Origin of the sequence: Colwellia sp. MB02u-9, assembly GCF_014077085.1 — a bacterium.
In the GTDB taxonomy this organism is placed as follows: Bacteria; Pseudomonadota; Gammaproteobacteria; order Enterobacterales; family Alteromonadaceae; genus Cognaticolwellia.
In genome coordinates this window covers 142,479-167,467 of the sequence record NZ_JACGVF010000069.1, presented here as the reverse complement: position 1 = coordinate 167,467, position 24,989 = coordinate 142,479, and the positions used below count along the sequence as shown (strand labels likewise).

Annotated in this window: 25 protein-coding genes; 8 read left to right on the top strand and 17 right to left on the bottom strand. The window is 39.7% G+C overall.

Annotated features, from left to right (window positions below; genetic code table 11):
• Positions 1 to 5: 5 nt before the first annotated feature.
• The 12 genes from nqrM to H4J65_RS03285 all read right to left on the bottom strand — a co-directional run bounded on the left by nqrM (position 6) and on the right by H4J65_RS03285 (position 11,179).
• Positions 6 to 227 carry a (Na+)-NQR maturation NqrM gene (gene nqrM / locus H4J65_RS03340; RefSeq protein WP_182135079.1) on the bottom strand — a complete coding sequence of 74 codons (222 nt, stop codon included), beginning with the start codon at positions 225 to 227 and terminating at the stop codon, positions 6 to 8.
• 102 nt (positions 228 to 329) lie between these two features.
• Positions 330 to 1,373: an FAD:protein FMN transferase gene (locus tag H4J65_RS03335; protein WP_182195469.1), complete on the bottom strand. Its 1,044-nt coding sequence runs from the start codon at positions 1,371 to 1,373 to the stop codon at positions 330 to 332.
• Positions 1,374 to 1,536: 163 nt separating this feature from the next.
• Complete coding sequence (gene nqrF / locus H4J65_RS03330) at positions 1,537 to 2,763, bottom strand: NADH:ubiquinone reductase (Na(+)-transporting) subunit F (protein ID WP_182135083.1); 1,227 nt, start codon at positions 2,761 to 2,763, stop codon at positions 1,537 to 1,539.
• Positions 2,764 to 2,843: 80 nt separating this feature from the next.
• Positions 2,844 to 3,467: an NADH:ubiquinone reductase (Na(+)-transporting) subunit E gene (gene nqrE / locus H4J65_RS03325; protein WP_182135085.1), complete on the bottom strand. Its 624-nt coding sequence runs from the start codon at positions 3,465 to 3,467 to the stop codon at positions 2,844 to 2,846.
• Between the two features lie 6 nt (positions 3,468 to 3,473).
• Positions 3,474 to 4,097, bottom strand: a complete 624-nt coding sequence (locus tag H4J65_RS03320; RefSeq protein WP_182135087.1) for an NADH:ubiquinone reductase (Na(+)-transporting) subunit D — start codon at positions 4,095 to 4,097, stop codon at positions 3,474 to 3,476.
• Positions 4,097 to 4,909, bottom strand: coding sequence for a Na(+)-translocating NADH-quinone reductase subunit C (locus H4J65_RS03315; protein WP_182135089.1), 813 nt, complete (start codon positions 4,907 to 4,909; stop codon positions 4,097 to 4,099). The genes H4J65_RS03320 and H4J65_RS03315 overlap by 1 nt, the downstream gene beginning before the upstream one ends.
• Complete coding sequence (locus tag H4J65_RS03310; RefSeq protein WP_182135091.1) at positions 4,902 to 6,104, bottom strand: NADH:ubiquinone reductase (Na(+)-transporting) subunit B; 1,203 nt, start codon at positions 6,102 to 6,104, stop codon at positions 4,902 to 4,904. The genes H4J65_RS03315 and H4J65_RS03310 overlap by 8 nt, the downstream gene beginning before the upstream one ends.
• Positions 6,105 to 6,106: 2 nt before the next feature.
• Positions 6,107 to 7,444 (bottom strand): Na(+)-translocating NADH-quinone reductase subunit A, encoded by a 1,338-nt coding sequence (locus H4J65_RS03305; protein ID WP_182195452.1) that lies wholly within the window; start codon positions 7,442 to 7,444, stop codon positions 6,107 to 6,109.
• A 529-nt stretch (positions 7,445 to 7,973) separates the two neighbouring features.
• Positions 7,974 to 9,164: an enoyl-ACP reductase FabV gene (gene fabV / locus H4J65_RS03300; protein WP_182184411.1), complete on the bottom strand. Its 1,191-nt coding sequence runs from the start codon at positions 9,162 to 9,164 to the stop codon at positions 7,974 to 7,976.
• Positions 9,165 to 9,578: 414 nt separating this feature from the next.
• Positions 9,579 to 9,800, bottom strand: a complete 222-nt coding sequence (locus H4J65_RS03295) for a hypothetical protein (protein WP_182195618.1) — start codon at positions 9,798 to 9,800, stop codon at positions 9,579 to 9,581.
• Between the two features lie 332 nt (positions 9,801 to 10,132).
• On the bottom strand, positions 10,133 to 10,456 hold the full coding sequence (locus H4J65_RS03290) for a BolA family transcriptional regulator (protein ID WP_182135097.1): 324 nt from the start codon (positions 10,454 to 10,456) through the stop codon (positions 10,133 to 10,135).
• A gap of 147 nt (positions 10,457 to 10,603) precedes the next feature.
• Positions 10,604 to 11,179, bottom strand: a complete 576-nt coding sequence (locus H4J65_RS03285; protein ID WP_220460872.1) for an alpha-ketoglutarate-dependent dioxygenase AlkB — start codon at positions 11,177 to 11,179, stop codon at positions 10,604 to 10,606.
• A 138-nt stretch (positions 11,180 to 11,317) separates the two neighbouring features.
• On the opposite strand from H4J65_RS03285, the gene H4J65_RS03280 reads away from it, so the two are divergent.
• The 6 genes from H4J65_RS03280 (at position 11,318) to H4J65_RS03255 (ending at position 15,905) form a co-directional block, all read left to right on the top strand.
• On the top strand, positions 11,318 to 12,457 hold the full coding sequence (locus H4J65_RS03280; protein WP_182195449.1) for a methyltransferase: 1,140 nt from the start codon (positions 11,318 to 11,320) through the stop codon (positions 12,455 to 12,457).
• 30 nt (positions 12,458 to 12,487) lie between these two features.
• On the top strand, positions 12,488 to 13,057 hold the full coding sequence (locus tag H4J65_RS03275) for a YajG family lipoprotein (protein ID WP_182195446.1): 570 nt from the start codon (positions 12,488 to 12,490) through the stop codon (positions 13,055 to 13,057).
• Positions 13,058 to 13,094: 37 nt separating this feature from the next.
• Positions 13,095 to 13,676, top strand: a complete 582-nt coding sequence (locus H4J65_RS03270; protein ID WP_182195443.1) for a peptidylprolyl isomerase — start codon at positions 13,095 to 13,097, stop codon at positions 13,674 to 13,676.
• Positions 13,677 to 14,007: 331 nt separating this feature from the next.
• On the top strand, positions 14,008 to 14,337 hold the full coding sequence (locus H4J65_RS03265) for a hypothetical protein (protein ID WP_182135103.1): 330 nt from the start codon (positions 14,008 to 14,010) through the stop codon (positions 14,335 to 14,337).
• A 135-nt stretch (positions 14,338 to 14,472) separates the two neighbouring features.
• Positions 14,473 to 15,732 carry an AmpG family muropeptide MFS transporter gene (locus H4J65_RS03260; protein ID WP_182135104.1) on the top strand — a complete coding sequence of 420 codons (1,260 nt, stop codon included), beginning with the start codon at positions 14,473 to 14,475 and terminating at the stop codon, positions 15,730 to 15,732.
• Positions 15,733 to 15,734: 2 nt separating this feature from the next.
• Complete coding sequence (locus H4J65_RS03255) at positions 15,735 to 15,905, top strand: hypothetical protein (protein ID WP_182135106.1); 171 nt, start codon at positions 15,735 to 15,737, stop codon at positions 15,903 to 15,905.
• A gap of 119 nt (positions 15,906 to 16,024) precedes the next feature.
• Here the strand turns inward: H4J65_RS03255 and H4J65_RS03250 are convergent, their stop codons facing one another.
• The 5 genes from H4J65_RS03250 to dsbC all read right to left on the bottom strand — a co-directional run bounded on the left by H4J65_RS03250 (position 16,025) and on the right by dsbC (position 22,680).
• The gene (locus H4J65_RS03250; protein ID WP_182195438.1) at positions 16,025 to 16,573 is read right to left on the bottom strand and encodes a YkvA family protein; all 549 of its coding nucleotides are present in this window, start codon (positions 16,571 to 16,573) and stop codon (positions 16,025 to 16,027) included.
• 519 nt (positions 16,574 to 17,092) lie between these two features.
• Entirely contained in the window at positions 17,093 to 18,634 is a 1,542-nt protein-coding gene (gene lysS, locus H4J65_RS03245) for a lysine--tRNA ligase (protein ID WP_182135110.1), read from the bottom strand.
• A gap of 110 nt (positions 18,635 to 18,744) precedes the next feature.
• Positions 18,745 to 19,843, bottom strand: a protein-coding gene (gene prfB / locus H4J65_RS03240; RefSeq protein WP_182135111.1) for a peptide chain release factor 2 whose coding sequence is annotated in 2 segments (ribosomal slippage) — positions 18,745 to 19,767 and positions 19,769 to 19,843 — 1,098 coding nt in all. Because the reading frame shifts where the segments join, the coding sequence is not laid out codon by codon here.
• A 166-nt stretch (positions 19,844 to 20,009) separates the two neighbouring features.
• A complete protein-coding gene (gene recJ / locus H4J65_RS03235) occupies positions 20,010 to 21,779 on the bottom strand; it encodes a single-stranded-DNA-specific exonuclease RecJ (protein WP_182195433.1) in 1,770 nt (589 codons plus the stop codon).
• Positions 21,780 to 21,891: 112 nt separating this feature from the next.
• Positions 21,892 to 22,680, bottom strand: a complete 789-nt coding sequence (dsbC, locus tag H4J65_RS03230) for a bifunctional protein-disulfide isomerase/oxidoreductase DsbC (RefSeq protein WP_182195430.1) — start codon at positions 22,678 to 22,680, stop codon at positions 21,892 to 21,894.
• A 274-nt stretch (positions 22,681 to 22,954) separates the two neighbouring features.
• Here dsbC and fldB point away from each other — a divergent pair, with 274 nt between their 5' ends.
• Both fldB and srmB read left to right on the top strand, forming a co-directional pair.
• Positions 22,955 to 23,479, top strand: a complete 525-nt coding sequence (gene fldB, locus H4J65_RS03225; protein ID WP_182195413.1) for a flavodoxin FldB — start codon at positions 22,955 to 22,957, stop codon at positions 23,477 to 23,479.
• A gap of 101 nt (positions 23,480 to 23,580) precedes the next feature.
• Positions 23,581 to 24,822 (top strand): ATP-dependent RNA helicase SrmB, encoded by a 1,242-nt coding sequence (gene srmB, locus H4J65_RS03220; protein ID WP_182195410.1) that lies wholly within the window; start codon positions 23,581 to 23,583, stop codon positions 24,820 to 24,822.
• Positions 24,823 to 24,989: the final 167 nt, after the last annotated feature.

Genomic DNA, 24,989 nt, shown 5'->3' with positions numbered 1-24,989 from the left:
ACAGCCTAAATATTTTTCACGCTGATGTCGCCAATGGTTAATGCCGCTACTCGATCACGTTCTTGGCGCTTTTCACAAGGATCGTCACAGTTGCATGACTTATCAATACCAACGTTCGCTAGACCACCACAACTACCGGCAAGCGTTTTGTTCTGAAATATATAACCTACTGCCATTGCCATAACAATAACGAGAAAAAAACATAAGGTGATTAAAAAAATAACCATAATGAGTGCCTACCTATTTGATAAAACTTTAATAAGTTGATTATAAAAATAACTTTTAAATAACGAGAATAACGTCAGTAACGTAAATAAACCCCTGCAAACCTACTTGAGGTACTGCATGAATTTTACCGTGCTTTGCTCGACAAAGCCATGATCAGTTTTCTCAATAATGTAAACCGCAAGATCATTAGCCTCTGCAAACGCCAGCGCTTTTTCTTCACCCATCACCATCATGGCCGTAGATAAACCGTCAGCAGTCATCGATGATGGATGAATTACCGTCACAGAAACCAGTTTATGATTAATCGGCTTGCCAGTTTTTGGGTCTATGATATGCGAAAATCGTTGGCCTTCAGCTTCAAAATAAATGCGGTAGTCACCTGATGTAGCAACCGCGTTATCTTTTGGCACAATAATTTGATGAACAGCACGTTCAGTACTTAAAGGCTTTTCAATCGCAACATGCCAAAGTTCACCGGTATGTTTAAAACCTTTAAGACGCATCTCTCCACCAATTTCAACAAGGTAGTTATTGATACCATTCGCCTCGACGAACTCAGCGACTAAATCAACGCCATAACCTTTGGCAATGGTTGACAAATCAACATAAAGATCGGGAATACTTTTACTTAACATGCCGTTTTTAAATGCTAACTTATCTAAACCCACTCGCGCTTTGGTGGCCGTTAATAATTCATTATTTGGTATGGTTTCAGGACGATATTCTGGCCCGAAACCCCATAAGTTAACTAATGGTCCTACCGTTACATCAAGCGCACCATTACTTAGCTCTCCTAAGCGCATAGCTTCTTTAATTACCCGAGCTAAACCTGCAGAGATATTAACTGGCGAAAGTGACTTTGATTGATTAAATGTTGATAATTCGGAATCTGAAATATAAGTCGACATTTCCTGATTGAGTTGTTTTAACTTTTTATCAATACCTTGCTGGATTTTAACTGCGTCTATGTTCTGACCCACCAGTTTAATATTATAGGTGGTGCCCATCGTATTACCTTGCAACAAATATTCTTGACGAGCAAGGTCGTTACTAGGTGAACAGCCGCCTAACACAACTAACATGGTTGTTATTAGCCATAATTTAGCGGCTAATTTGTGCTTGGTTAGGTTAAAAATATATTGCATCACAATATCCTTAATAAAAGTTTGTTTAGCTAAAGCAAAGTGCGTAATTGGTGAAAAAAACAGCTTGCTTTAGCTAAATAAATTCAGTGATAAAGTTAAAAGCTAATAGGTATTAAAAAGGCGACCTAGGCCGCCTTTTCACTTAATGAATTCGCGAGCTTAATTAGCCACCGAAATCATCTAACATGATGTTTTCATCTTCAACACCCAGATCTTTCAACATATGAATAACGGCAGCGTTCATCATTGGAGGACCACACATGTAGTACTCACAATCTTCTGGCGCTTCATGGTCTTTCAAGTAGTTTTCATGTAATACGTTATGAATAAAACCTGTCATGCCATCCCAGTTATCTTCGGGTTGTGGATCAGATAACGCCACATGCCAAATGAAGTTGTCATTTTCAGCTGCAAGGCCGTTATAATCATCTTCATAGAACATTTCACGCTTAGAACGAGCACCATACCAAAACGATATTTTACGTTTAGTATGTAAACGCTTAAGTTGATCGAAGATATGTGAACGCATAGGCGCCATACCTGCACCACCGCCAATAAAGACCATTTCACTTTCGCCTTCTTTGGCAAAGAACTCACCAAATGGACCTGAAATAGTCACTTTATCGCCCGCTTTTAAGCTGAAGATATAAGACGACATTTTACCTGCTGGTAAATGTAAACGCCCTGGAGGTGGCGTAGCAATACGCACGTTCAGCATGATAATGCCTTCTTCTTCTGGATAGTTCGCCATTGAATAAGCACGTAACGTCGGCTCATCAACTTTTGATTCTACATCAAAAAAGCCAAAATGATTCCAGTCACCTTTGTATTGTTCATCGATATCAAAATCGCTGTATTTTACGTGGTGAACAGGTGCTTCAATTTGAATATAACCACCCGCGCGGAAAGGTACAGACTCACCATTTGGAATTTGTAACTTAAGTTCTTTAATAAAAGTTGCTTGGTTATCGTTAGAGATAACTTCACATTCCCATTGCTGAACACCAAAGATTTCATCTTCAAGCACAATATCCATATCTTGCTTAACAGCCACTTGACAGGCTAAACGACAACCTTCTTTTGCTTCACGCTTATTGATATGGCCTGATTCAGTGGGTAGTAAATCACCACCACCTGAATGTATTTCTACACGACACTGGCCACAAGTACCACCGCCACCACAAGCTGAAGGTATAAAAATACCTTGGTCAGCAAGTGCGCCTAAAAGCTTACCACCAGCCGGAGTTACTACCGACTTTTCTGGGTCACCATTAATGCTAATCGTAACGTCACCTGAAGAAACTAACTTAGATTTGGCAAGTAAAATTACCACTACTAAGGCTAGCACTATCACAGTGAACATCGATACGCCGAGAATAATAATTTCCATCGACTTTCCTTTAATTTTCTCTAAGGGTTTTAGCTAAGTCATTTACTCGCAAGTAAGTGCTCGCTAAAACCAACATAAACCTAAAGTGAAATACCACCGAAAGAAAGAAAGCCAAAGGCCATCAATCCTGCAGAAATAAACGTAATACCTAGACCTTTTAAGCCATCAGGTACGTCCGAGTATTTCATCTTTTCACGAATACCCGCCATTAATACTATTGCTAACATCCAACCTACACCTGAGCCAATGCCGTAAACAACACTTTCACCTAAGGTTAAGTTTTTTGCTACCATAAATGACACACCACCAAAGATGGCACAGTTAACAGTAATCAAGGGTAAGAAAACACCCAGCGCTTGGTATAGCGCAGGAAAGTATTTATCTAATACCATTTCAAGAATCTGCACTAAGGCCGCAATCACACCAATAAAGGTAATAAAAGACAAAAAGCTTAAATCTATAGAGTCTTTTGCCTCGGTAACACCCATGACGCTATCTAACGCACCTGGCGCTAAAATCGCTTGATAAATGATTTGGTTAACAGGTACTGCAATGCCTAATACTACAACAACTGCAACACCTAGACCTATCGCCGTGCTAACATTCTTAGAAACCGCTAAGAATGTACACATACCGAGGAAGAAGGTTAATGCCAAATTTTCAATAAATATAGCCTTAACAAATATACTTAAATAATGTTCCATAACGACTTAATCCTTCTCTACTTGTTCTGGCCTGAACTGGCGAATTGCCCAGATAATTAAACCGATAATGAAGAATGAGCTAAAGGGTAAAACTAATAAGCCATTACCTTGGTACCAACCGTTGTTTTGCACCAAAGTAAACACTTCATAACCAAATAGTTCACCAAAACCAAATAGTTCACGGAAAAAAGCAACAACCATCAACACTGCACCGTAACCTAAACCATTACCGATACCATCTAAAAAGCTAACCCCTGGCTTTTCTTTCATCGCAAAAGCTTCAGCACGGCCCATCACAATACAGTTAGTAATGATCAGTCCGATAAATACCGACAACTCTTTTGATAGCTGATAAGAAAACGCTTTTAACACTTGGTCAACCAAAATAACCAGTGAAGCAATAATCACCATCTGTACTATGATACGAACACTGGATGGTATTTGATGACGAATCAGTGAAATAAATAAATTTGAAAAGCCTGTTACTAGCATGACGGCAAGCGTCATAACCAACGCATTCGCTAATGAGCTTGTAACGGCCAGTGCAGAACAAACACCCAGCACTTGCAAGGCGATCGGGTTATTATCAATAACAGGTCCAAATAATACTTTTTTAGTATCAGTAGCCATTAGTTCAATCCTCCAGCGCGGTAGTTAGTAATAAATGGACCATAGCCCTCTTTGCCTAACCAAAAATGCAATGTATTCTCAACACCATTACTGGTCAAGGTAGCACCAGACAAGGCATCTACGCCGTGAATATTGCCAGCTTTAGCACCACCTTTAACAATTTGAATCGCTATGTTGCCTTGTTCGTCAAACATTTCCTTACCTGGCCACAAAGCTTTCCATTTAGGGTTAAGTACTTCAGCACCTAAGCCCGGCGTTTCTTTTAGCTCAGAGTAGATAAGACTTTTAACGGTATTTAAATCAGACTCTAAACCAATAAAGCCGTACATTAGATCCCATAAGCCAGAGCCAACAATAGGCAATACTATCGTTGATACCTTACCTTGTTCATCTTTAATCAAATAAACCACGGCATGATCAGCTTGACGATTGATACCAGCAATATCATTTTCAGGTATTGAGCTTTTACTGATATCACGCGCATCAGCACGTTCATCAAAGGTTTTAACATTACCTTCAATGACTTTACCTGTTGCTAAGCTAATCATCTTGGCATCAACATACTTTTCATACGTATCAACAATACTTTCAGATTCACCACCCAAAGCTTTAATATTTTCTGCTTTAAGCGCTATCGCTAATAAACCAGATGCTTCAAGGATCTTAGTTTGCTTATCAAGCAATTTATTGGCGGTTTGTAAGGGTTTTAAACCAACTGCAGCAATCGATACTAGGGCAGCACAAACTAAACAAATTATAAATACGAAACCAACAGTTCCGCCGAAAGTTTCTTTCTTTTTAGTATCAGACATTACGAGCAAGCCTCCGTTTGATATTTTCTTGAGCCATAAAATAATCAAGTAGTGGAGCAAACAAGTTAGCGAATAAAATAGCTAACATAATACCTTCTGGGAATGCTGGGTTAACCACACGTATCAGTACCACCATCAGACCAATCATTGCCCCGTACCAATATTTACCTTTATTGGTAAATGCAGCGGTTACTGGGTCTGTTGCCATAAACATCATACCAAAAGCAAAACCACCACTGACAAGGTGCCAATACCAAGGCATAGCAAACATAGCATTGGTATCACTACCGATGCTATTAAATAGCATTGACGTTAACACCATACCGGTAAACACACCTAAGACGATGCGCCATGAGGCAATACCTTTATAAAGTATATAAGCACCACCAAGCAAAACCATGACTGTGGAAACCTCGCCAACAGAGCCTGGGATATAGCCTAAGAAAGCATTCCACCAATCAGTACCAATGGTATAATCGTTTAGCCCTTGGCTTGCTGCACTTAGCGTTGTTGCACCCGAGTAACCATCAACAGCAACCCACACAGAGCCACCTGAGATATCCGTTGGATAAGCAAAGTATAAAAACGCACGACCGGCTAATGCTGGATTTAAGAAGTTTTTACCTGTACCACCAAATATTTCTTTGGCAATAACAATACCAAAAGTAATACCTATGGCGGCTTGCCATAGTGGAATAGTTGCCGGTAAGATCAAAGCGAAAAGCACTGAACTAACAAAGAAACCTTCGTTAACTTCATGTTTGCGCACTGAGGCGAACAACACTTCCCAAAAACCACCGACAACAAACACTGTGGCATAGATAGGTAAGAAGAACACAGCGCCGTAACACATCATGCTGAACCAACCAGATTCTACAGATAAGCTACCGCCCAGCATTTCAAACAAACCGACTTGCCAATTATCAGGTAAAGCGTAACCGGCCGCTAATGCGTCAGCCGCTTGGAAACCAATGTTGTACATACCCCAGAACATAGCAGGAAAAACCGCTAGCCATACTGTGATCATAATACGTTTAAGATCCATACTGTCACGAATGTGAGTTTGACCTTTGTTCACTTGGCCAGGCGTAAATAGCCCTGTTGCGACCGCTTCGTAAAGCGCATACCAAGTTTCAAATTTACCGCCTTTTTCAAATTGCGGTTCAATATCTTCAATAAACTTTTTCAAGCCCATGACTAACCTTCCTTCTCAATTGTGGTTAGGCAATCACGAAGGATCACGCCGTAATCTGTTTTGCCTGGGCAAACAAACGTACACAAGGCTAAATCTTCTTCATCAAGCTCTAAAGCACCAAGCTGTTGCGCTCTGTCGGTATCACCGGCACATAAATCACGCAATAACAATGTCGGTAAAATATCTAACGGCATAACACGTTCGAAATTACCAATAGGCACCATAGCTCGAGAACTGCCATTGGTTGTAGTCGTCATGTTGAACAACTTCTTAGGGAAGAAGTGTGACATGTACGCACGCGTTACTGAGAATTTATTAGGTCCCGGGTACATATAACCAATAAACTCTTTTTCTCTACCTTCAAGGATCAGACAGATTTGCGTGTGATAGCGACCTAAGTAACCTTTAACGCCTGAGGCAATTGCGCCTAATAACAATGAACCCGAAACGACACGTAACTCACCATCAAGTGTTTCATTAGCAATAATTTCTGCAACATTTGCACCTAATACGGTACGAACCAAGCGAGGGTTCTTTGCAGCAGGACCGGCTAAAGAAATAATACGACTACTGTCTAACTCACCAGAAGTAAACAAGTTACCAATCGCGATTACATCTTGATAGCCAGCATGCCATGCAACTTTATCAGCACTAACAGGCTTCAAGAAATGCATATGTGTGCCAACTAGACCCGCAGGATGTTTTCCAGCAAATTCATTGACAATAGCCGATGAATTAACCGCAATATCACTACCTGGCGCTTTGCTGACAAAAACTTCACCGTCAGTTAAGCGCGCAAGCACAGTTAAACCGTTGGCAAATGCGGCACTTTGCTCAGCAATAATGAGTGCTGGATTGGCGGCCAATGGATTAGTATCCATAGCGCTAACAAATATGGCAACAGGCTTGGCATCTACCGCAGGAACTTTACTAAATGGACGTGTACGTAATGCCGTCCACAAACCTGAGTTAACTAGGTTTGCAACAACATCTTCACGTGCAATAGAGTTGAGTTCGTTAGCTGCATAACAAGTAAACGTTTCTTGCTCACTGCCACCAATTTCGATGACAACTGATTGCAATACGCGCTTTTCGCCACGATTAATTTCTTTAACAACACCTGAAGCTTGAGCTGTGAATTTAACGCCAGGATTCTTTTTATCTTCAAAAAGTGCCTGACCTTTTTTAACGCTTTCTCCAACCTTAACAAACATGGTTGGGCGCATACCCACGAACTCTTCACCTAATGTTGCAACAGTTTTGATGGACGGACCATCATGGATTACCTGCTGGGGGGTACCTACTACAGGAACATCCAGACCTTTTTTTATTGTAATCATAAACACTTGCACTACTTTTGATGGGAGTAATCAAAATCAATTTTTGAGCTATTTAACCGCACTTTCTGTTGCAAAACATCACAACAATGAGCGCAGACAATTAACAAAACGACTGATTTCAGTGTATTTCAGCAAAGTCTTAATTTATTTTTGATAAATCAAGGTTCACTGGCTCTAGTTAAAATTTCTGGCGCGATTCTAGCACAAAACCACATTTTGATTCTATCTTAAGCAGCACAAAAAATAACAATTTAGTCGAATAATCTCTAATTCGGCTAATATTAGAACGAAATATCATTTTTTAGTAGAAATTTACTACGATACAGCATCAATTCCAGTTAAAAATTGACTCATTATTCTCTGCAATAAAGTGCTAAACAAGCAAAGTTATAAAGCATAAATAACGCCTAATCAACATAAAAAAACCGACAAATTGTCGGTTTTTTTAATCACAGAGATTAGGTTACTCATTTATCATGCACTAGCCTGTATGACTTTCAGTGTGATGTTTCATGTAATTTGCAACAAATTACAACAGGTTATTGATCGCCAATTCTGGATTAATATCTGCGTTATAATCGACGCCAGTTAAGTCAAAACCAAATAACTTCAAAAACTCTTGATGATAACCAAGATAATCGGTTAACTCATCAATGGTGTCGCTATCAACCGTATTCCAAATATCAGTGACACGTTTTTGCACGCTGTCTTCAAGTTCTTTGTTATTTTGACGCAAACGCCCAGCTTCATCAATAATAGGGTTTTTGCCGTATATATTTTCTCTAAACAAGCCTTGAATTTGCTCAATACAACCTTCGTAAGTGCCATCAGCTTTCATCACTTTAAACATGGCTGAAATATATAATGGCATAATAGGAATTGCCGAACTGGCTTGTGTTACCACGGCATTAAGTGACGTAACATAAGCTTCGCCCTTAATATTAGCTGTTGTCGCTTTTATTGCTGTTGACGCACGATCTAAATCTTCTTTTGCACGACCAATAGTGGCATGTCCGTATATCGGCCAAGTTAATTCTTTACCAATATAGGTATAAGCAACGGTTTTAAAACCCTTAGCCAGTACACCCGCATCGCCGAGAGCCTTAATCCAAAGCTCCCAATCAGCGCCACCCATAACGTCGATAGTGCCTTGAATTTCTGCTTCTGTAGCCGCATCCACTGACATTGTATCAATCGTACGTTTAGAGGTATTTAAGTTTTTCGTCGTAACACTTTGACCAATAGGTTTAAGTGCTGATGAATAGACTTCACCCGTATCCGGATCCGTACGACGTGGCGACGCTAAGCTGTATACAATCAGGTCAATTTCACCTAATTCTGCTTTTATAGCGGCAATAGCTTTTGCTTTAATTTCATGAGAAAAAGCATCGCCATTGATATTTTTTGACCACAGGCCTGCTTGGTCAGCCGCCGCTTGAAAAGCAGCCGTATTATACCAACCCGCTGATGCGGTTTTTCTTTCTGTTGGTGGCTTTTCAAAGAAAATACCTAATGTTTTAGCGTCATTACCAAAAGCCGCTGTGATTCGAGATGACAAGCCGTAACCTGTTGATGCACCAATAACTAATACGTTCTTAGGCTTATCATCGGCTTGAGGCTGACTTTTTACATAAGCAATTTGCTCGTTAACATGCGCTGCACAACCGGCAGGATGAGCATTAGTACAAATAAAACCACGAATTTTTGGCTTAATAACCATAACTATACCTTCTTAGTGTCACTTCAAAATCCCAATAACATACAACACCAAGTAGTATCGTGATACGGGGTTATTCAAAGTAACAATTTGAGTTTGAAAAATGCTTAATTAAAATTAATTAAGCTTAATTTACTGTCTACAAACAATTTTCCGACTAGTTTACTCTGGCTTGACCTCTTAAGAGATGCGACCAGTGGTGAAACTCAGTCATGCTAGACAATACTTGACTACAACCAACGATAATATTCGACAAAAGCCGACAACATTGTTAAAAAATCAGCGATTTTGGTCATAAGCTTGCAAGGTTAATTTATTATACGCTCGCATAGATGCTAAAAATTCACTTTATGACTGCCATACGCGGGCAAAATATTTATCTGCTTTAACCTGTTCTTTAATCAAGGCGTTCTTATGCTATTTTAATGCTAACATAACTTCAGCAGGCATTTGACGTAATTGCACATTATGCGCTTTAATCAGGGCTTTTAATGCCATATTTTTACGGGCTTCTGCTAAGGTTGATTCATTTACCGCATTAACAGCCACTTCAATAATACTATGTAAATCAACAGGCAAAGCAGCAAAAGCTTGTTGGCTAACTAAAAACGCTAAGCCAGTGCCTGGCTCATGCCATATTGATGATTAATACTAGTCTGCGGCCTGATAAAATTCGGAAGCTACTCATTGTATAGCTTACACAGCAAAGATCTTTAATATCGACATTCATGGTTCTACTAATGCCGTGGAGCCATAGCCTTACATAGCTATAAACCACTCAATAGAGCGATTACCTAGATGGCTATGAACTGCTATGTGATCGCTGCATACCCTAAGTCCTGTACATCGCTGCTCTTTCACATCCATGTGACCGCTGCATACCGTACATCCTGTACATAAAAACACCGTTAATATGACATTAACGGTGCAAAAGATAATAGCGAGCTATTTACCAGAGATACGCGGATAATTTATCCTGTTTTTTTGCTACCGCCTAAGCATTTAGGTGATAAAGGTGTGTTCTCAGCGTAATAGTTTTTCCACTCTTGTTCAGTATAAGTATGTAGGGCAAGTGCATGTATTTTATCTGCAAGCTCTGTCGCTAATAATGTGTTAATGGCGCGATGGCGCTTAATCAAACGTTCGCCTTCAAATTCATCTGAAACAATAATCACTTTAAAGTGCGACTCGCTACCCGGTGCAACATTATGCATATGACTTTCATTAATTACATCGAGATGAAGGGGTGAAAAAGCAGCAAGTAGTTTTTCTTCAATAATAGCTTCGATTGTCATAATATTTTCCCTAAGGTTGATCGGCTAATGGATCAGTTTTAATTTTAGTCGTTACTGATAATTATGCCATCTATCTAGACGACTGACAGCGTTATTTTAACTATTATTCTTACTAGTTAAGTTTTTTGAAAATTGCCAAAATAAACCTTAGAGACATATCTTTCGAAAGGTCAGGTTGATACGTGGCGCTATTTCTTTACTTCTTTTAGGTAGGCAGTGTTGCCAGTATTTTTGTGTATTTCCTCGCATAATCAGTAAGCTACCCGGCCTAAGCATAATGTTTATTTTTTCTTTAGTGATAATATGTTTAAGTTGAAATTCACGTTCTGCGCCAAAAGATAACGAAGCGATAGTTGGCATTAGACCTAATTCAGGCTCATCATCACTATGCCAGCCGACACTGTCATCTTGATTACGGTATAAATTTGCTAATACCGCATTAAACTCATGGTCACAATAGTCGCTAACTTTTGCTTTCAGTGCCCGTAAACTTTCGGTCCAAGGTTGGGCTATCAAGGTCATATTTGAATAACGGTAACTGAGATTATTATCACCATACCAAGCTTGTAATCTTGGTATTTTCATCACTTTGCCAAACATTTTAATATCATCATGGCGCCAAGCTAACTTTTGCTCAAGTTGGTGAAAAAACAGTTGTGCTTTATCTGCAGCATAAAAGTTTTCGATATAATCTATATCAGCATCAGGAGATAGTATTTTCAAACCAATAGCTTCCTTATGATGTTTTAATGATGAGTTTGTCTTATTTAACGCAATTATCTCGATAAAATCCGCAATTAACTAGCTCGTAGTGATAAATTTTGTCACAATATCAGTAACGCCAACCAAGTATTTATCACTATGATCAGCCCTTTTATTCTCAATGACAAAAACCTTTTTCTCGATCGTTTTCCAACCGGCCAAGTCAATCGAAGCTTGCAAGCATGGGACGCCGCTGATGAATATATAATTAGTTACGTAGAGCAACAACTATTAACTAGCTCAAAACAAAACATTCTTATTTTCAATGATAGTTTTGGCGCTATAAGCTGCAACTTAACTGGGCAGCAGTTGTATTGTGTTAGTGACTCATTTTTAAGTCATCAAGGTATTGAACTTAATCTAGAGCAAAATGGTTTATCAGACGAAAATATCACCCTGCTGAGCAGCCTAGATGATTTACCTAGCGATATTAACATCGTGCTTTATAAAATTCCAAAAAGCAAAGGCCTACTTTGCCAACAACTGAGCAAAATAAAACAGCAGCTGAGTAAAGATGCTATTTTTATCGCCTGCGATCGCGCTAAGGAAATTCACAGTTCGACACTTAAATTGTTTGAAAATTACTTAGGCACAACAACAACATCATTAGCGGTAAAAAAAGCCCGCCTAGTTTTTAGTCAACTCGATAATGACAAAGCATTATCGGCGGTTTTTCCAACCTCATGGCCATTAGAAAACACCGATTTTATCCTACATAATCACGCCAACGTTTATGCTCGAGAAAAACTCGATATTGGCGCGCGTTATTTTATGGAAAATTTACCCAATGTTGCTGCAAACACTGAGGTTATCGACCTAGGTTGTGGTAATGGTGTTATTGGCTTACAGGTATTATCAAAGCAGCCCGCAGCGCAAGTGCACTTTATCGATGAGTCTTACATGGCGATCGCATCAGCAAAATTAAATATGACTGCAAACTTACCCTCAGCTATTGAACAGTGCCATTTTCTAGTCAACGATTGCTTAACCAGTGTTGAGGGCGGCAGTGTTGATCTTGTATTATGTAACCCGCCATTTCATCAACAAACCGCCACCACAGATCATATCGCGTGGCAGATGTTTAAAGACAGCCACCGGGTATTGAAAAAAGGGGGTGAGTTACGCATTATTGGCAACCGTCAACTGGGTTATCATATAAAATTACAACGTATTTTTGGCAATGAAAAGTTGATTGCCAGTAACGAAAAGTTTGTCACTATTTCAGCAATAAAACGTTAATTTTGTCACTTTAATTCTAAAGGATATAAGATGAAATCAAGTATAATAAAGTTGCTACTTTTAAGCGCTACTAGCTTGTTATTTGCCTGTAGTGCGCCAATAAAGCAGGTTATTGTCAGCCCTGAAATCAATGTAGGTAGCAGTGATGCCTTCCAACAAAAGCAAGTGCAATTACGCTTTAGTGATTTGCGCCGCTCAAACCATGTCGTGCAAATTTTACGTGCTGGCGAGGCCACACAGTTATATTCACCTCAACAGCGCATAGTTGATATTGTATCTACAACACTTACCCCAGCATTAATAGCTAATGGTCTACAAATACAGCCGCTAGCCGTTAATCAAGTGGACGTTATTATCGATAATGCCTTGGTTAGTGTGCAACAACAATTGTTAAAATATAGCGCCAGTAATCAAATGAGTTTTCGTGTGGTTGTCAATAATGGCAAAAACACTTTAACAAAAACATTTAAAATTACCGGTACCAGCAATGGCCCTCTAAAAGCAGACCTTGCGGTATTAGAGCGCGATTTTAACCAACAACTGACAAAATTATTAAGCCAAATAGTGCAAAGCGAAGAGTTGCAGCAGTTTATTCAATAGCACAATAACTTAATAACCGGATGTCGAGAGAGCCATAATGAAAATTTTTTCAGTGATATTATTATTACTTTCATTCACCTGTAGTGCCAAGAATTTAGCCATTGATCCTGATAATTTATTCCCACGAGTTAAATTAGAAACCTCAATGGGCACCATTATTGTAGAGCTTGATAGAATACGCGCTCCTATTACTGTCGATAATTTTTTAACCTATGTGGTTAGAGGCGAATACAACAACACTATTTTTCATCGTATTGTGCCTGAATTTATTGTTCAAGGCGGAGGCTATAGCCAAAACTTTGAACTTAAAAAAGTGGATAACACCATCATAAATGAGTCAGGCAATGGTTTAAAAAATGTCATAGGCACGATTGCCATGGCAAAAGAGAACCGTCCTCATACCGCAAATAGACAATTTTTTTTCAACGTGGCAGATAATAGCAGTTTAGACCCCGGCAGACATTGGGGTTATGCGGTTTTTGGTGCCATCGTGGAAGGTCAAGCAGTGGTAGATGCCATGGCCTTAGTGAAAACAGATTATAATGGCGAAATGGGCTGGGAAGATGTGCCTATTGAACCTATCATGTTAATCAAGGCCATTTTATTGCCTGCCATCTAAAGCCCTTATCCGAAATTGATTCATTATATACTGGGCTGATTGGTTTTTATCAACGCCCTCTTAATAATAAAATAGATGATGAATAACATTACCTTGGTATAAAACACACTTTCCAAATAGTCTTTTGGTTACTAAATCGCCTTTTAACACCCCCCTATAAGTCACCATTGAACAACAGGTCAACGTTGACAATTTGAATTTTATCTACGATAACTAAACAGCATCAAAAAATATTACAAGGCGAGCAACACTCTTATATACCCGAGTATATAGCAGAATTTCATACCAGAGCTAAGCTAGCTTATTAGCTAGATTTCGAAAAAGGAACATCATGATAATTGAGCAGTTTATCAATGAAAAAATCACACAAATTAGGGCCTATATTACCGCTGTTATTAATCATTCTCTGCACTACACTGAGCTTGATAAATTTGTCGAAAACACCATGGCAGAATGGACTTTACTTCAGGTGAGTGACGAAACGCCCAATAATGCTAGAGAACGTGTATTTTGGCATATAATGCATGAACTTAGTTTGCACAGCGCTAATGACCTTGAACGTGATTTATACTTTAAAAGTGAGATATCCACCTGTTTAGAGTTTTTCTCTGGAACGGGCAGTTATCCTATTGATTGCATAGGTTGGCGCCCAATACCTTAATATTACAAGATTAAAAAAAATCCACAGGTAAGCAGTAATAACTAATTGCCTGTTTCAAAATATTAAACTTCTGTTTACTAATACATTTTGATAGCCTTACAACATTATATTCTCGCATTCATTAGGCTTTGAGCAATGCAATCCCCGACCTTTAAACAAGCAATACTCAATCGCCGCATGCTAATTTGTATATTCACTGGCTTTAGCTCCGGACTGCCTTTGTTTATTCTTTATCAACTGGTGCCGGGTTGGTTACGCTCAGAGGGTGTTAGTCTTACCGAGATTGGTTTGTTTTCCTTAATTGGTATTCCCTACGTATGGAAATTCATTTGGTCGCCATTAATGGACCGCTATTCATTACCGGTATTGGGACGCCGCCGCAGTTGGATGTTACTCACCCAGGTATTATTGCTCTTCTCTATTGCAGGTTTTGGTTTTGTTGACCCCGTAATGAATATCTGGAATGTTGCCTACCTAGCAGCCGCTGTGGCATTTTTTAGTGCGAGTCAAGATATTGTACTCGATGCCTATCGTCGAGAGTTACTGCCTGAGCATGAACTTGGCCTAGGTAACTCTATTCACGTACAAGCTTACCGGCTTTCTGGCTTAGTGCCGGGTTCGTTGGCCTTTATTCTTTCTGACCATATCAGTTGGCAAGCAGTATTTATTATTGTCGCGGCGTTTATGCTAATAGGCGTTGTCTTAAGCCTTTCAATCAAAGAGCTTAATAACACCGCCCAAGCACCAAAAACATTACAGCAAGCCGTTGTTTTACCGTTTAAGGACTTTATTAGTAGAGAAGGTACAAAATCTGCGCTACAAATTCTCGCTTTTTTGTTTTTATATAAACTCGGCGACAGTATGGCAACGGCTTTACAAACGCCATTTTTTATCGACTTAGGTTTTACTAAAACTGAGATAGGTGTGGTGGCTAAAACAGCGTCATTAATTGCTATGACTATAGGTTTGGCTGTTGGTGGTATCGTAATGATTAAATTAAGTATTAATCGTGCGCTTTGGTTGTTTGGTTTTGTGCAAATAATAAGTATACTAGGTTTTGCAGCCCTCGCAGAAATTGGCCACAACACCTACGCTTTAGCTTTCGCTATGGGCTTTGAGTATTTGGGTGTTGGTCTTGGCACAGCGGCCTTTACCGCTTTTATTGCCCGAGCCACTAACCCAGCATTTGCAGCAACACAATTTGCATTATTTACTGCATTAACCGCACTGCCAAGAACATTTGCCAATGCCACTACGGGCGTTATTGTTGAACAAATAGGTTGGACTAATTTTTACTTTATATGTACGGCATTAGCGATACCCGGTATGTTAATGCTATTAAAAGTGGCACCATGGCGCGAGCCATCAAAAACAGTAACGCAGGAGATAGCGTAAATATGATCCAACTATTTTTTCTTGTCCCTATACTCATGAGCGCTATTTGGTATTGGTATTTAAGCAGTAATAATTACACCATTAAACAGGGCTTAAAAGGCTTTGGTTATATCTTTGCTTTTAACGCTACTATTATCGCTTTTTTCATTTTAATGTTGTTTATAACGCATTAATTCATCTAGCTATCTTAAAAAAATTGAAAAATTAGAAGTTAAAAGTTGAAATTGAAAAAGCCACTTACTGCGGCTTTTTCAGACCTTGAGTTCAATCAAATAAACTGACCAGTTTTCAGTTAAAAAACCGAACGAAAACCTGAACGAGAACTACTGCGACCAGCACGACGATTTCTCATTCTACTGTGCAACTCTTTTCGCTTAGACTCTAACCACTCATCTCGAGTAATAGTTTCATCGCTATGACGACCTTCTTCACGCTTTCGGTAGTGACAAAATTCTAAGAAAGCCTCGATGTCATCTTTAAGTTCATCAACAACTAGCTCAATCATGATGGCATCATCTAAAAAACCTAACACCGGAATATGATCAGGCACTAAATCCTCAGGATCACTAAAATAAGCCAAAGCACTTAATACATCAGCCCGCTCTTGGTCAGGTATTTTCCACTCCGAATCTTCAATCATAGCGACTAAGGTGGCTAATTTTTTAATTCTTTCACTGACAAATAGCGGCACATCAACTTGAATGTCTTTACTCAGGCTTTTTGCATTAGCTAAAATTTCTGCTTCAGTTAAATTTTTTGCTTCTGATTTAGCTGCTCGCATCACATCACGAAAATACGCTAAATCTGACTCTTTCAATTCAAAGGTAACTTCAAATGCCATTTTAATTCTCCTAATATTTGGCTTACTTTGATCGGTAACCCTTTAAATTTAACAGAACATTGACAATACACCACTAATGCAGACAAATATAAACCATTCATTTAAATAACCCTTGTGCTATTTATAACTTAATTTTGGCCACAACATTATTTCAGTCTAAGTTGATAAACAAAGTGAGTAAAATTATATTGCTGCCAAAAAAAGCCTAATAAAAAATTAAGTACCTGTTTATGTTTATGTTTATGTTTATGTTTATGTTATTTAAAATAATATTAGCTATATTGTAAATACCCTAGCTTATAAATACTTAGATGATAATAACCATTAGCTAAACTGAACTTACTGTGCAGCCATATTTTTTTTACAGGGAGAGAAGTCAGTAGAAGTAGTGCAGGATCAATTAGCGATATGCTCTAATGCCTTGAAAGACAGGACGCCTGAACATAAAAAAGCACCCTAAGGTGCTTTTTTCGTTATGCGTTTAACTCAGCTTATTCAGCGAGTAATGCCAAGTTGGTATTACTCAGCAAGTGGACGCATATGCGGGAATAAAATAACGTCTTTAATGGTAGGTGAATCGGTGAATAGCATGACTAATCGATCAATACCAATACCTTCACCCGCTGTTGGCGGTAAACCGTATTCAAGTGCTTGAATATAGTCAGCGTCAAAGTGCATGGCTTCGTCATCACCGGCATCTTTACCTGCAACTTGATTTCTAAAACGCGCCGCTTGGTCTTCAGCATCATTAAGCTCTGAGAAACCGTTGGCTAGTTCACGACCACCAACAAAAAACTCAAAACGGTCAGTGATAAATGCGTTGTCATCATTTCTACGAGCTAATGGCGATACTTCCCAAGGATATTCTGTGATAAAGGTCGGTTGGTCAAGCATATGCTCGGCAACTTCTTCAAAAATCTCACAAACATACTTACCAGCACCCCAGACTTTAGATGCTTCAGTTTCCTTAACACCCACTTGTTTTGCCATCGCTTTTAAGGCATCAAAATTAGCTTCTGGGTCACGTAAAACCGCTTCATCAAGGTTGGTACCATATTGTAAAATCGCATCAACCATAGACAGACGGGTAAACGACTTACCAAAATCATAAAACTTCTCTTCTACGACTTCACCGTCAGAGTTTTTAACGGTATTACGAATAATCGCTGAACCCATAACGTCTTCCGCTAGGGTACGTAACATTTCTTCAGTAAGGTTCATTAGGTCATGATAATCAGCATAAGCTTGGTAGAATTCAATCATGGTAAATTCTGGATTATGACGTGATGATAAGCCTTCATTACGAAAGTTACGGTTAATTTCAAAAACTTTCTCAAAACCACCAACAACCAAGCGCTTCAAGTAAAGCTCTGGCGCAATACGCATATACATTTGAATGTCTAAGGCATTGTGGAATGTTTCAAAAGGCTTCGCCGTTGCACCACCTGGGATGGTTTGTAGCATAGGTGTTTCAACTTCCATAAAATCACGGTCAGTTAAAAATTTGCGAATACCATCAACAATTTTTGAACGAATTTTAAAGGTGTTACGCGTTTCTTCATTGATGATCAAATCAACGTAACGTTGGCGATATTTTGTTTCAACATCTGATAAGCCGTGAAACTTTTCTGGTAATGGACGCAGTGACTTTGTTAACAGCTCATATTTATCCATATTGACGTATAAGTCGCCTTTACCTGACATATGCATAGTACCGGTAACACCAATAATATCGCCAATGTCTAAAGTGCCCCAACGCTCTTTAATGTCTTTTTGCACCGTTTTATGGGCATAAGCCTGAATACGGCCCGTCATATCTTGTAAGACTAAAAATGGACCACGTTTTGCCATAACACGACCAGCAATGCTGTAAAGACCGGTTTCAGCTTCAAGCGTTTCTTTATCTTTTTCACCGTGTTCAGCTTGCAAATCAGCAGCATAATGTTTTCGGTCAAACTTGTTAGGGTGGCCATTAGCCGGACAGTTTTCTCGAATTTTTGCTAATTTGCCACGACGCTCGGCAATCAATTTATTTTCGTCTTGGTGTGCTTGATCAGTCATTTTATTTCTCGTGTGTTAACGTAACATGGAATTTAAGCTAAGTTATTTAGCGCTCAAATCTTGCTATTACAGGTATATTCTATTAAAAATAGTTTAAATTAATTAAGTACTTATAAGCCAGATTTCAAACTAGCTTTTAAAAATTTGTTTAAATCACCGTCTAATACTGCCTGAGTATTGCGATTTTCTATGCCAGTGCGTAAGTCTTTAATACGGCTGTCATCTAAAACATAAGAGCGTATTTGACTGCCCCAGCCAATATCTGACTTGCCGTCTTCTAATTCTTGTTTACCTTCATTTTGCTTTTGCATTTCCATTTCATACAATTTAGCTTTTAGCAATTTCATCGCGGTAGCACGGTTTTTGTGCTGTGAACGATCAGCCTGACAAGCCACTACTGCGCCGGTTGGCTCATGGGTAATACGTATGGCAGAATCAGTTTTGTTAACATGTTGACCACCCGCACCAGAGGCACGAAAAGTGTCTATGCGTAAATCTGCTGGGTTAATATCAATTTCAATGTTGTCGTCTATTTCTGGGTAAATAAACGCAGAAGCAAACGAGGTATGACGACGACCACTTGAGTCAAAAGGTGACTTGCGTACTAAACGATGCACACCGGTTTCTGTGCGTAACCAACCAAAAGCATACTCACCCGTGTATTTAATGGTGCAACCTTTAATACCGGCGACATCACCGCCGGTGACTTCAATGGCTTCTGTTTTGTAACCATTGGCTTCACCCCAGCGTAAATACATGCGCATAAGCATTTCAGCCCAATCTTGTGCTTCTGTACCGCCAGATCCTGATTGAATATCTAAATAGCAGTTATTGGCGTCGTGATCACCAGAAAACATCCGACGAAATTCTAGTTTTTCAAGGCTAACTTCTAAGGTTTTTGTTTCAGCTTCAGCGTCATTAAAGGTTTCTTCGTCGTCGGCTTCAACGGCAAGTTCAACCAAGCCTTCAATGTCTTCACAACCTGAGTCCATTTGTTGAATAGTTTCAACCACAGCTTCTAATGCCGCACGTTCACGACCTAGTGCTTGTGCACGTTCAGGGTTATTCCACACATCGGCAGATTCTAATTCTCGCGTAACTTCAACCAAGCGTTCTGACTTTTGGTCGTAGTCAAAGATACCCCCGAAGCAGATTGGTGCGTTCACGAATTTCTTTAATTTTATTGAGTACTGGATTAACTTCTAGCATATTTTTTATCTGTCACGCCGTAATTGATGAATAAAGGGAAAAACAAAAAAAATAGTCGCGCATTGTAGCCTAATTACGCGATTAAATAAACGCTTGCTTGAGTAATGCAATGCCATTTTTATGATATTTTTATCACCTCTTAAGCTGATAATGGCATTGATAACCTTTAGTCTAATTGTTCAACCATTAATTGTACTGACTGTTTACCACGAAACTCATTAATGTCCAGACGATAGGCTAGCTTCACCTGCTTGGCTTGGTTGTCTGGCCAACGCTTAATATCAACATTAAAGGCGATGGCATCAAATACTTGCTGGTCTTTTTCTACCACAAGCTTTAAGTGTTTTTCGCCGACAATACGTTGCTGTACAAGCGTGAAAACGTCATCAAATACCGGTTCTGGAAAGTTTTGTCCCCACGGCCCGGCCTCACGTAAGACCTGTGCAAAAGCCAGTGTCATATCGTTAGTTAATAGCTCGCCATCTGAGGCCAGTACACCCGTTAAAGCTTCTTTACTTAACCACTGCTCGGCATATTGCTCAAATAGCGCGGAAAACTGTTCGAATTTATTTGCCGGTATTGATAAACCTGCCGCCATGGCATGACCACCAAATTTTATAATAATACCAGGGTGTTGGCTGTCAATATACTCGAGTAAATCACGAATATGTAAACCTGGAATAGAGCGCGCTGAGCCTTTTATTTCATTGCTACTGATATCAATACTGTCAGCGTCACTGTTATTCATACCACTGGCGTCGTCATCATTGCCTTTGGCAAAGACAATACTCGGGCGATGATACTTTTCTTTTAAGCGCCCTGCGACAATACCGATGACGCCTTGATGCCAGTCGCCATGAAACAAACTAATGCCATGGGGTAAATTGCTTTCACTAAACTGTAAACTGGCCAGTACTTGCTCGGCCTCAATTTGCATGCCCTGCTCTATTTCCCGGCGCGCTTTATTTAAGTCATCCAGATCGGCCGCCATCACTCTAGCGCTTGATAAATCTTTTGCTAGTAAACAGTTAATGCCAAACGCCATGTCGTCTAATCGACCTGCTGCATTGATACGTGGGCCTAAAGCAAAGCCAAAATCACTGGCCACTAATTTTTGCTGATTTTTACCGGCAATTTCTATTAAGGCTTGAATACCCGGGCGCGTCGCTCCTGCTCGAATGCGCTTGAGTCCTTGTTCGACTAAAATTCGATTATTGGCATCAAGTGACACCACATCAGCAACTGTACCTAAGGCAACTAAATCAAGTAATCGTGCGATATTAGGCTCTTTAATGTTCTGCTGTTCAAACCATTGCTGTTCACGTAAATATTTTCTTAACGCCAACATAAAGTAAAATGCGACACCAACACCGGCCAACGACTTACTGGCAAAATTACAACCCACTTGATTTGGATTAACAATGGCATCGGCAGGAGGTGTATGCGCGCCAGGTAAATGATGGTCAGTAACCACCACTTGCAGCCCTAACTCCTTCGCCCTTTTAACACCCGCAATGCAGCTAATGCCATTATCAACCGTCACCAATACCTGTGCGCCTTGTGAGTTGGCAATATCAACAATTTCAGGGGTTAAGCCATAGCCGTACTTAAATCGGTTGGGGACTAAAAAATGATGATTGGTTGAACCTAGCATTTGCAATGCTTCCATCATTAAAGCCGTACTTGTGGCTCCGTCAGCATCAAAGTCACCAATTATCGTGATGTTTTTTTGCCCTTGCAGTGCCTGATATAACAGTTCACATGCTTCAGGTAAGCCTTTTAACGAGTCAACCGCACATAAATGAGACGCGGTTAATTCAAGTTGTTCTTTGTTGGTAACACCGCGTCGTGCATATATTTGTCGAACAAGTGGATGTAGTGTATCGGGTAAATGCTCATCGCTAACTTGCTCTCGACGAATGATCTCTTTATGCATGAATGCACCTTATACTTGAAACGCTAGAGACAAAAATGGCAAGTGAATGACTTGCCATTTTATCAAAAAATTAATTTATACCTATCAAAAAAATTTATCAATTTTTTTGATATTAGCCACCTTGTTGAGAAGTTTCTAATAACGTAAATAATTTACTTGGGTCTTGGTAACCAGGCACCATCATGCCATTGGCCAATATAATGGCCGGTGTTCCAGAAACGCCCACTTGACGACCAAAGTCAAATTCATCCTCGATAGGCATATCACAAATACGTGCCGCCACTGAAGAGCCACTTTTTGCTTTTGTTAACGCCGACTGAGGATCTTCATGACACCATATCGAGCGTAAATCTTTAAAACCTTGTGAATAACTACCGGTTTGGTCTTTTACGCCGGCACGTGGATAGGCTAAATAACGCACCGTGATGCCTTTATCGTTGTAAGCGCTCATTTGTTCGTGCATTTTACGACAATAACCGCAGGTAATGTCAGTAAAAACGGTTACTACATGCTTTTCGTTTTTAGCCGGATAAACAATCATAGCATCAGAGAACTTAACCATACCGTCAACACGCACTTGCGCTAAACTTTCTTCGGTTAAATTACTCACATTTTCGCCTAGTCCATACATTTTACCATGCAATAAAAAATTGCCATCGGCGCTAGCATAAAATAAGCCCTGATCGGTAAGCACTTCAACGACACCTGCCATGGGAGATGGCTTGATACTAGCGACATTAAACCCTAACATTTGTGACAATTTAGCCTTTACCCCTTGCAACTCAGACGACTGGGTAACAGGTAACATCACACGGTTATTTGCTGGCTCAGCAGACGCTACAACATTTTGGGTCAAACTTAACAAGCCAAATGCTGCAGCCAATAAAAATTTCTTAGACATAAATCAATACCATACCTTAACTCTATGAGCGGAAAATAAGCGGAAAATTACTTTTGTAATTTTAGATAAATACAAAGACCGCTTTAAGCACCCTAAAATTACAGTGAAAAAGGCATAATTGCAATAACACTAAGCCGGCCACTAGCTAACTGATCTGATAAAATATGACTTTCAGTGGCACAGCAAAGCATCTTATTGGCGAGAAATTTGCTAAAATCTCGCCACTCGCTCACCAACCACCTAACGTGGTTCGTTAAACCTCGGTAATTTATCAATGAACATCGCATTATATTACGGCTCCACTACTTGTTATACCGAAATAGCAGCAGAAAAAATTCAAGCTGAACTTGGCCAAGATAACGTCACCTTATTTAATATCAAAGATACGCCACTGACGGAAATGGTAGATCACGACATCTTAATTTTAGGTATTTCTACTTGGGACTATGGTGAAATTCAGGAAGACTGGGAGTCACATTGGCCAGAAATAGCCGACATTGATCTTGAAGGAAAAATTGTTGCCCTTTATGGCATGGGGGATCAAATTGGTTACACTGATTGGTTTCAAGATGCACTTGGCATGTTACATGACCAAGTGCTAGCACAAGGCGGCTATGTGATCGGTTATTGGCCAAATGAAGGTTATGACTTTGCGGAGTCAAAAGCACTAACAGAAGATGGGCAACATTTTGTTGGTTTAGCCCTTGATGAAGACAACCAGTACAATGCTAGCGAAGCACGGATCAAACAGTGGTGCCAACAAATTAGCGCTGAAATCGCAGATATTCTAGCAGATTAGGCTAAATATCATAATAAATAGACAAATTTGGCGAGATCTTTAGGATAAATCGTATTTTGCCATTATAATCCCCCTCATTAATCCCCAAAGAAAATTATTACATGTTTGAGCAGTTTGACCTAGATTCCGCATTATTGGGCGGCATTGAAAATGCAGGCTATAAAAAGCCAACGTCTATCCAAGAGTTAGTACTTCCTGTGGCGATGACAGGCAAAGACGTATTAGCTTCAGCCCCAACAGGAACGGGAAAAACAGCAGCATTTATTTTGCCTGCTGCTCAACACTTGCTTGATTATCCTCGCCCGCAGCAAGGTTTTCCACGTGTACTCATTTTATCGCCAACACGCGAGCTTGCCATACAAACTCATGAGCAATGTCAGAAGTTAACCGCGCTAACCAACATTAAATCTGCGGTTATTACCGGTGGTGTTAATTATGGCAGCCATAAAGAAGTACTCACAGGTAACACCGATATTTTGGTTGCTACACCTGGCCGGTTAATGGAATACATTGAAAGCGAGCAGTTTGATAGCCGTGAAATTGAAATCCTTATTTTAGATGAAGCTGACCGTATGCTCACTATGGGTTTTGCTGAAACGATTAATCGCATTGTTGGAGAAGCACGTTGGCGCAAACAAACCATGCTATTTTCCGCCACACTGGAAGGTGCTAACGTAGTACGTTTTTCTCGCGAACTATTGAACGACCCGGTATTTTTGGAAGCGAACCCTTCTCGAAAAGAAAAAGCGAAAATTCATCAGTGGATGCACTTAGCCGATAACAAAGATCATAAATTCGCCTTACTACTGAACTTATTGCAACAAGAAGAAGTGGGACGTGCCCTAGTTTTTGCCAATAAACGTGAGACCGTGCAATACCTATCAGGTAAACTTTATGCTGATAACATGCCTTGTGTCTGGCTTGAAGGTAAAATGCAACAAGACAAACGCAACACCTCAGTCGAGCGTTTACGCAATGGTACGGTTAATGTTTTAGTCGCTACCGATATCGCTGAACGTGGCCTTGATATTGACGATATCACCCATGTTATCAACTTTGATATGCCGCGCACCGCCGATATTTATTTACATCGCATCGGGCGAACAGGTCGAGCGGGCAATAAAGGCACCGCTATCTCACTGGTTGAAGCGCATGACATGTTGGTTATTGGTAAAATTGAACGTTATATTAAAGAACGTTTACCACGCCGTGTCATTGAAACGTTAAGACCGCAATACAAAGAAGCACGTGTTGCTGTTAAAAAAACCAAAGTAAAAAGAACCGTTGCTCAAAAGAAAGCTAAAGCGAAAAAAGTCGCGAAACGCGGTAAAGCGACGAGTTAAACTAAACACGGCCAGTGCTAAGCGGTCAGTTAAAAGTGACTCGATGTTAGCTAGAAACTAAAAACGGTCAATGTAAACTAAAAAACCTAAACCTTGCTGTTTAGGTTTTTTTGTTTATAGCATACGATTTAATCTTGTATAACTTTTCAGTCTGATTTTTCAATCTA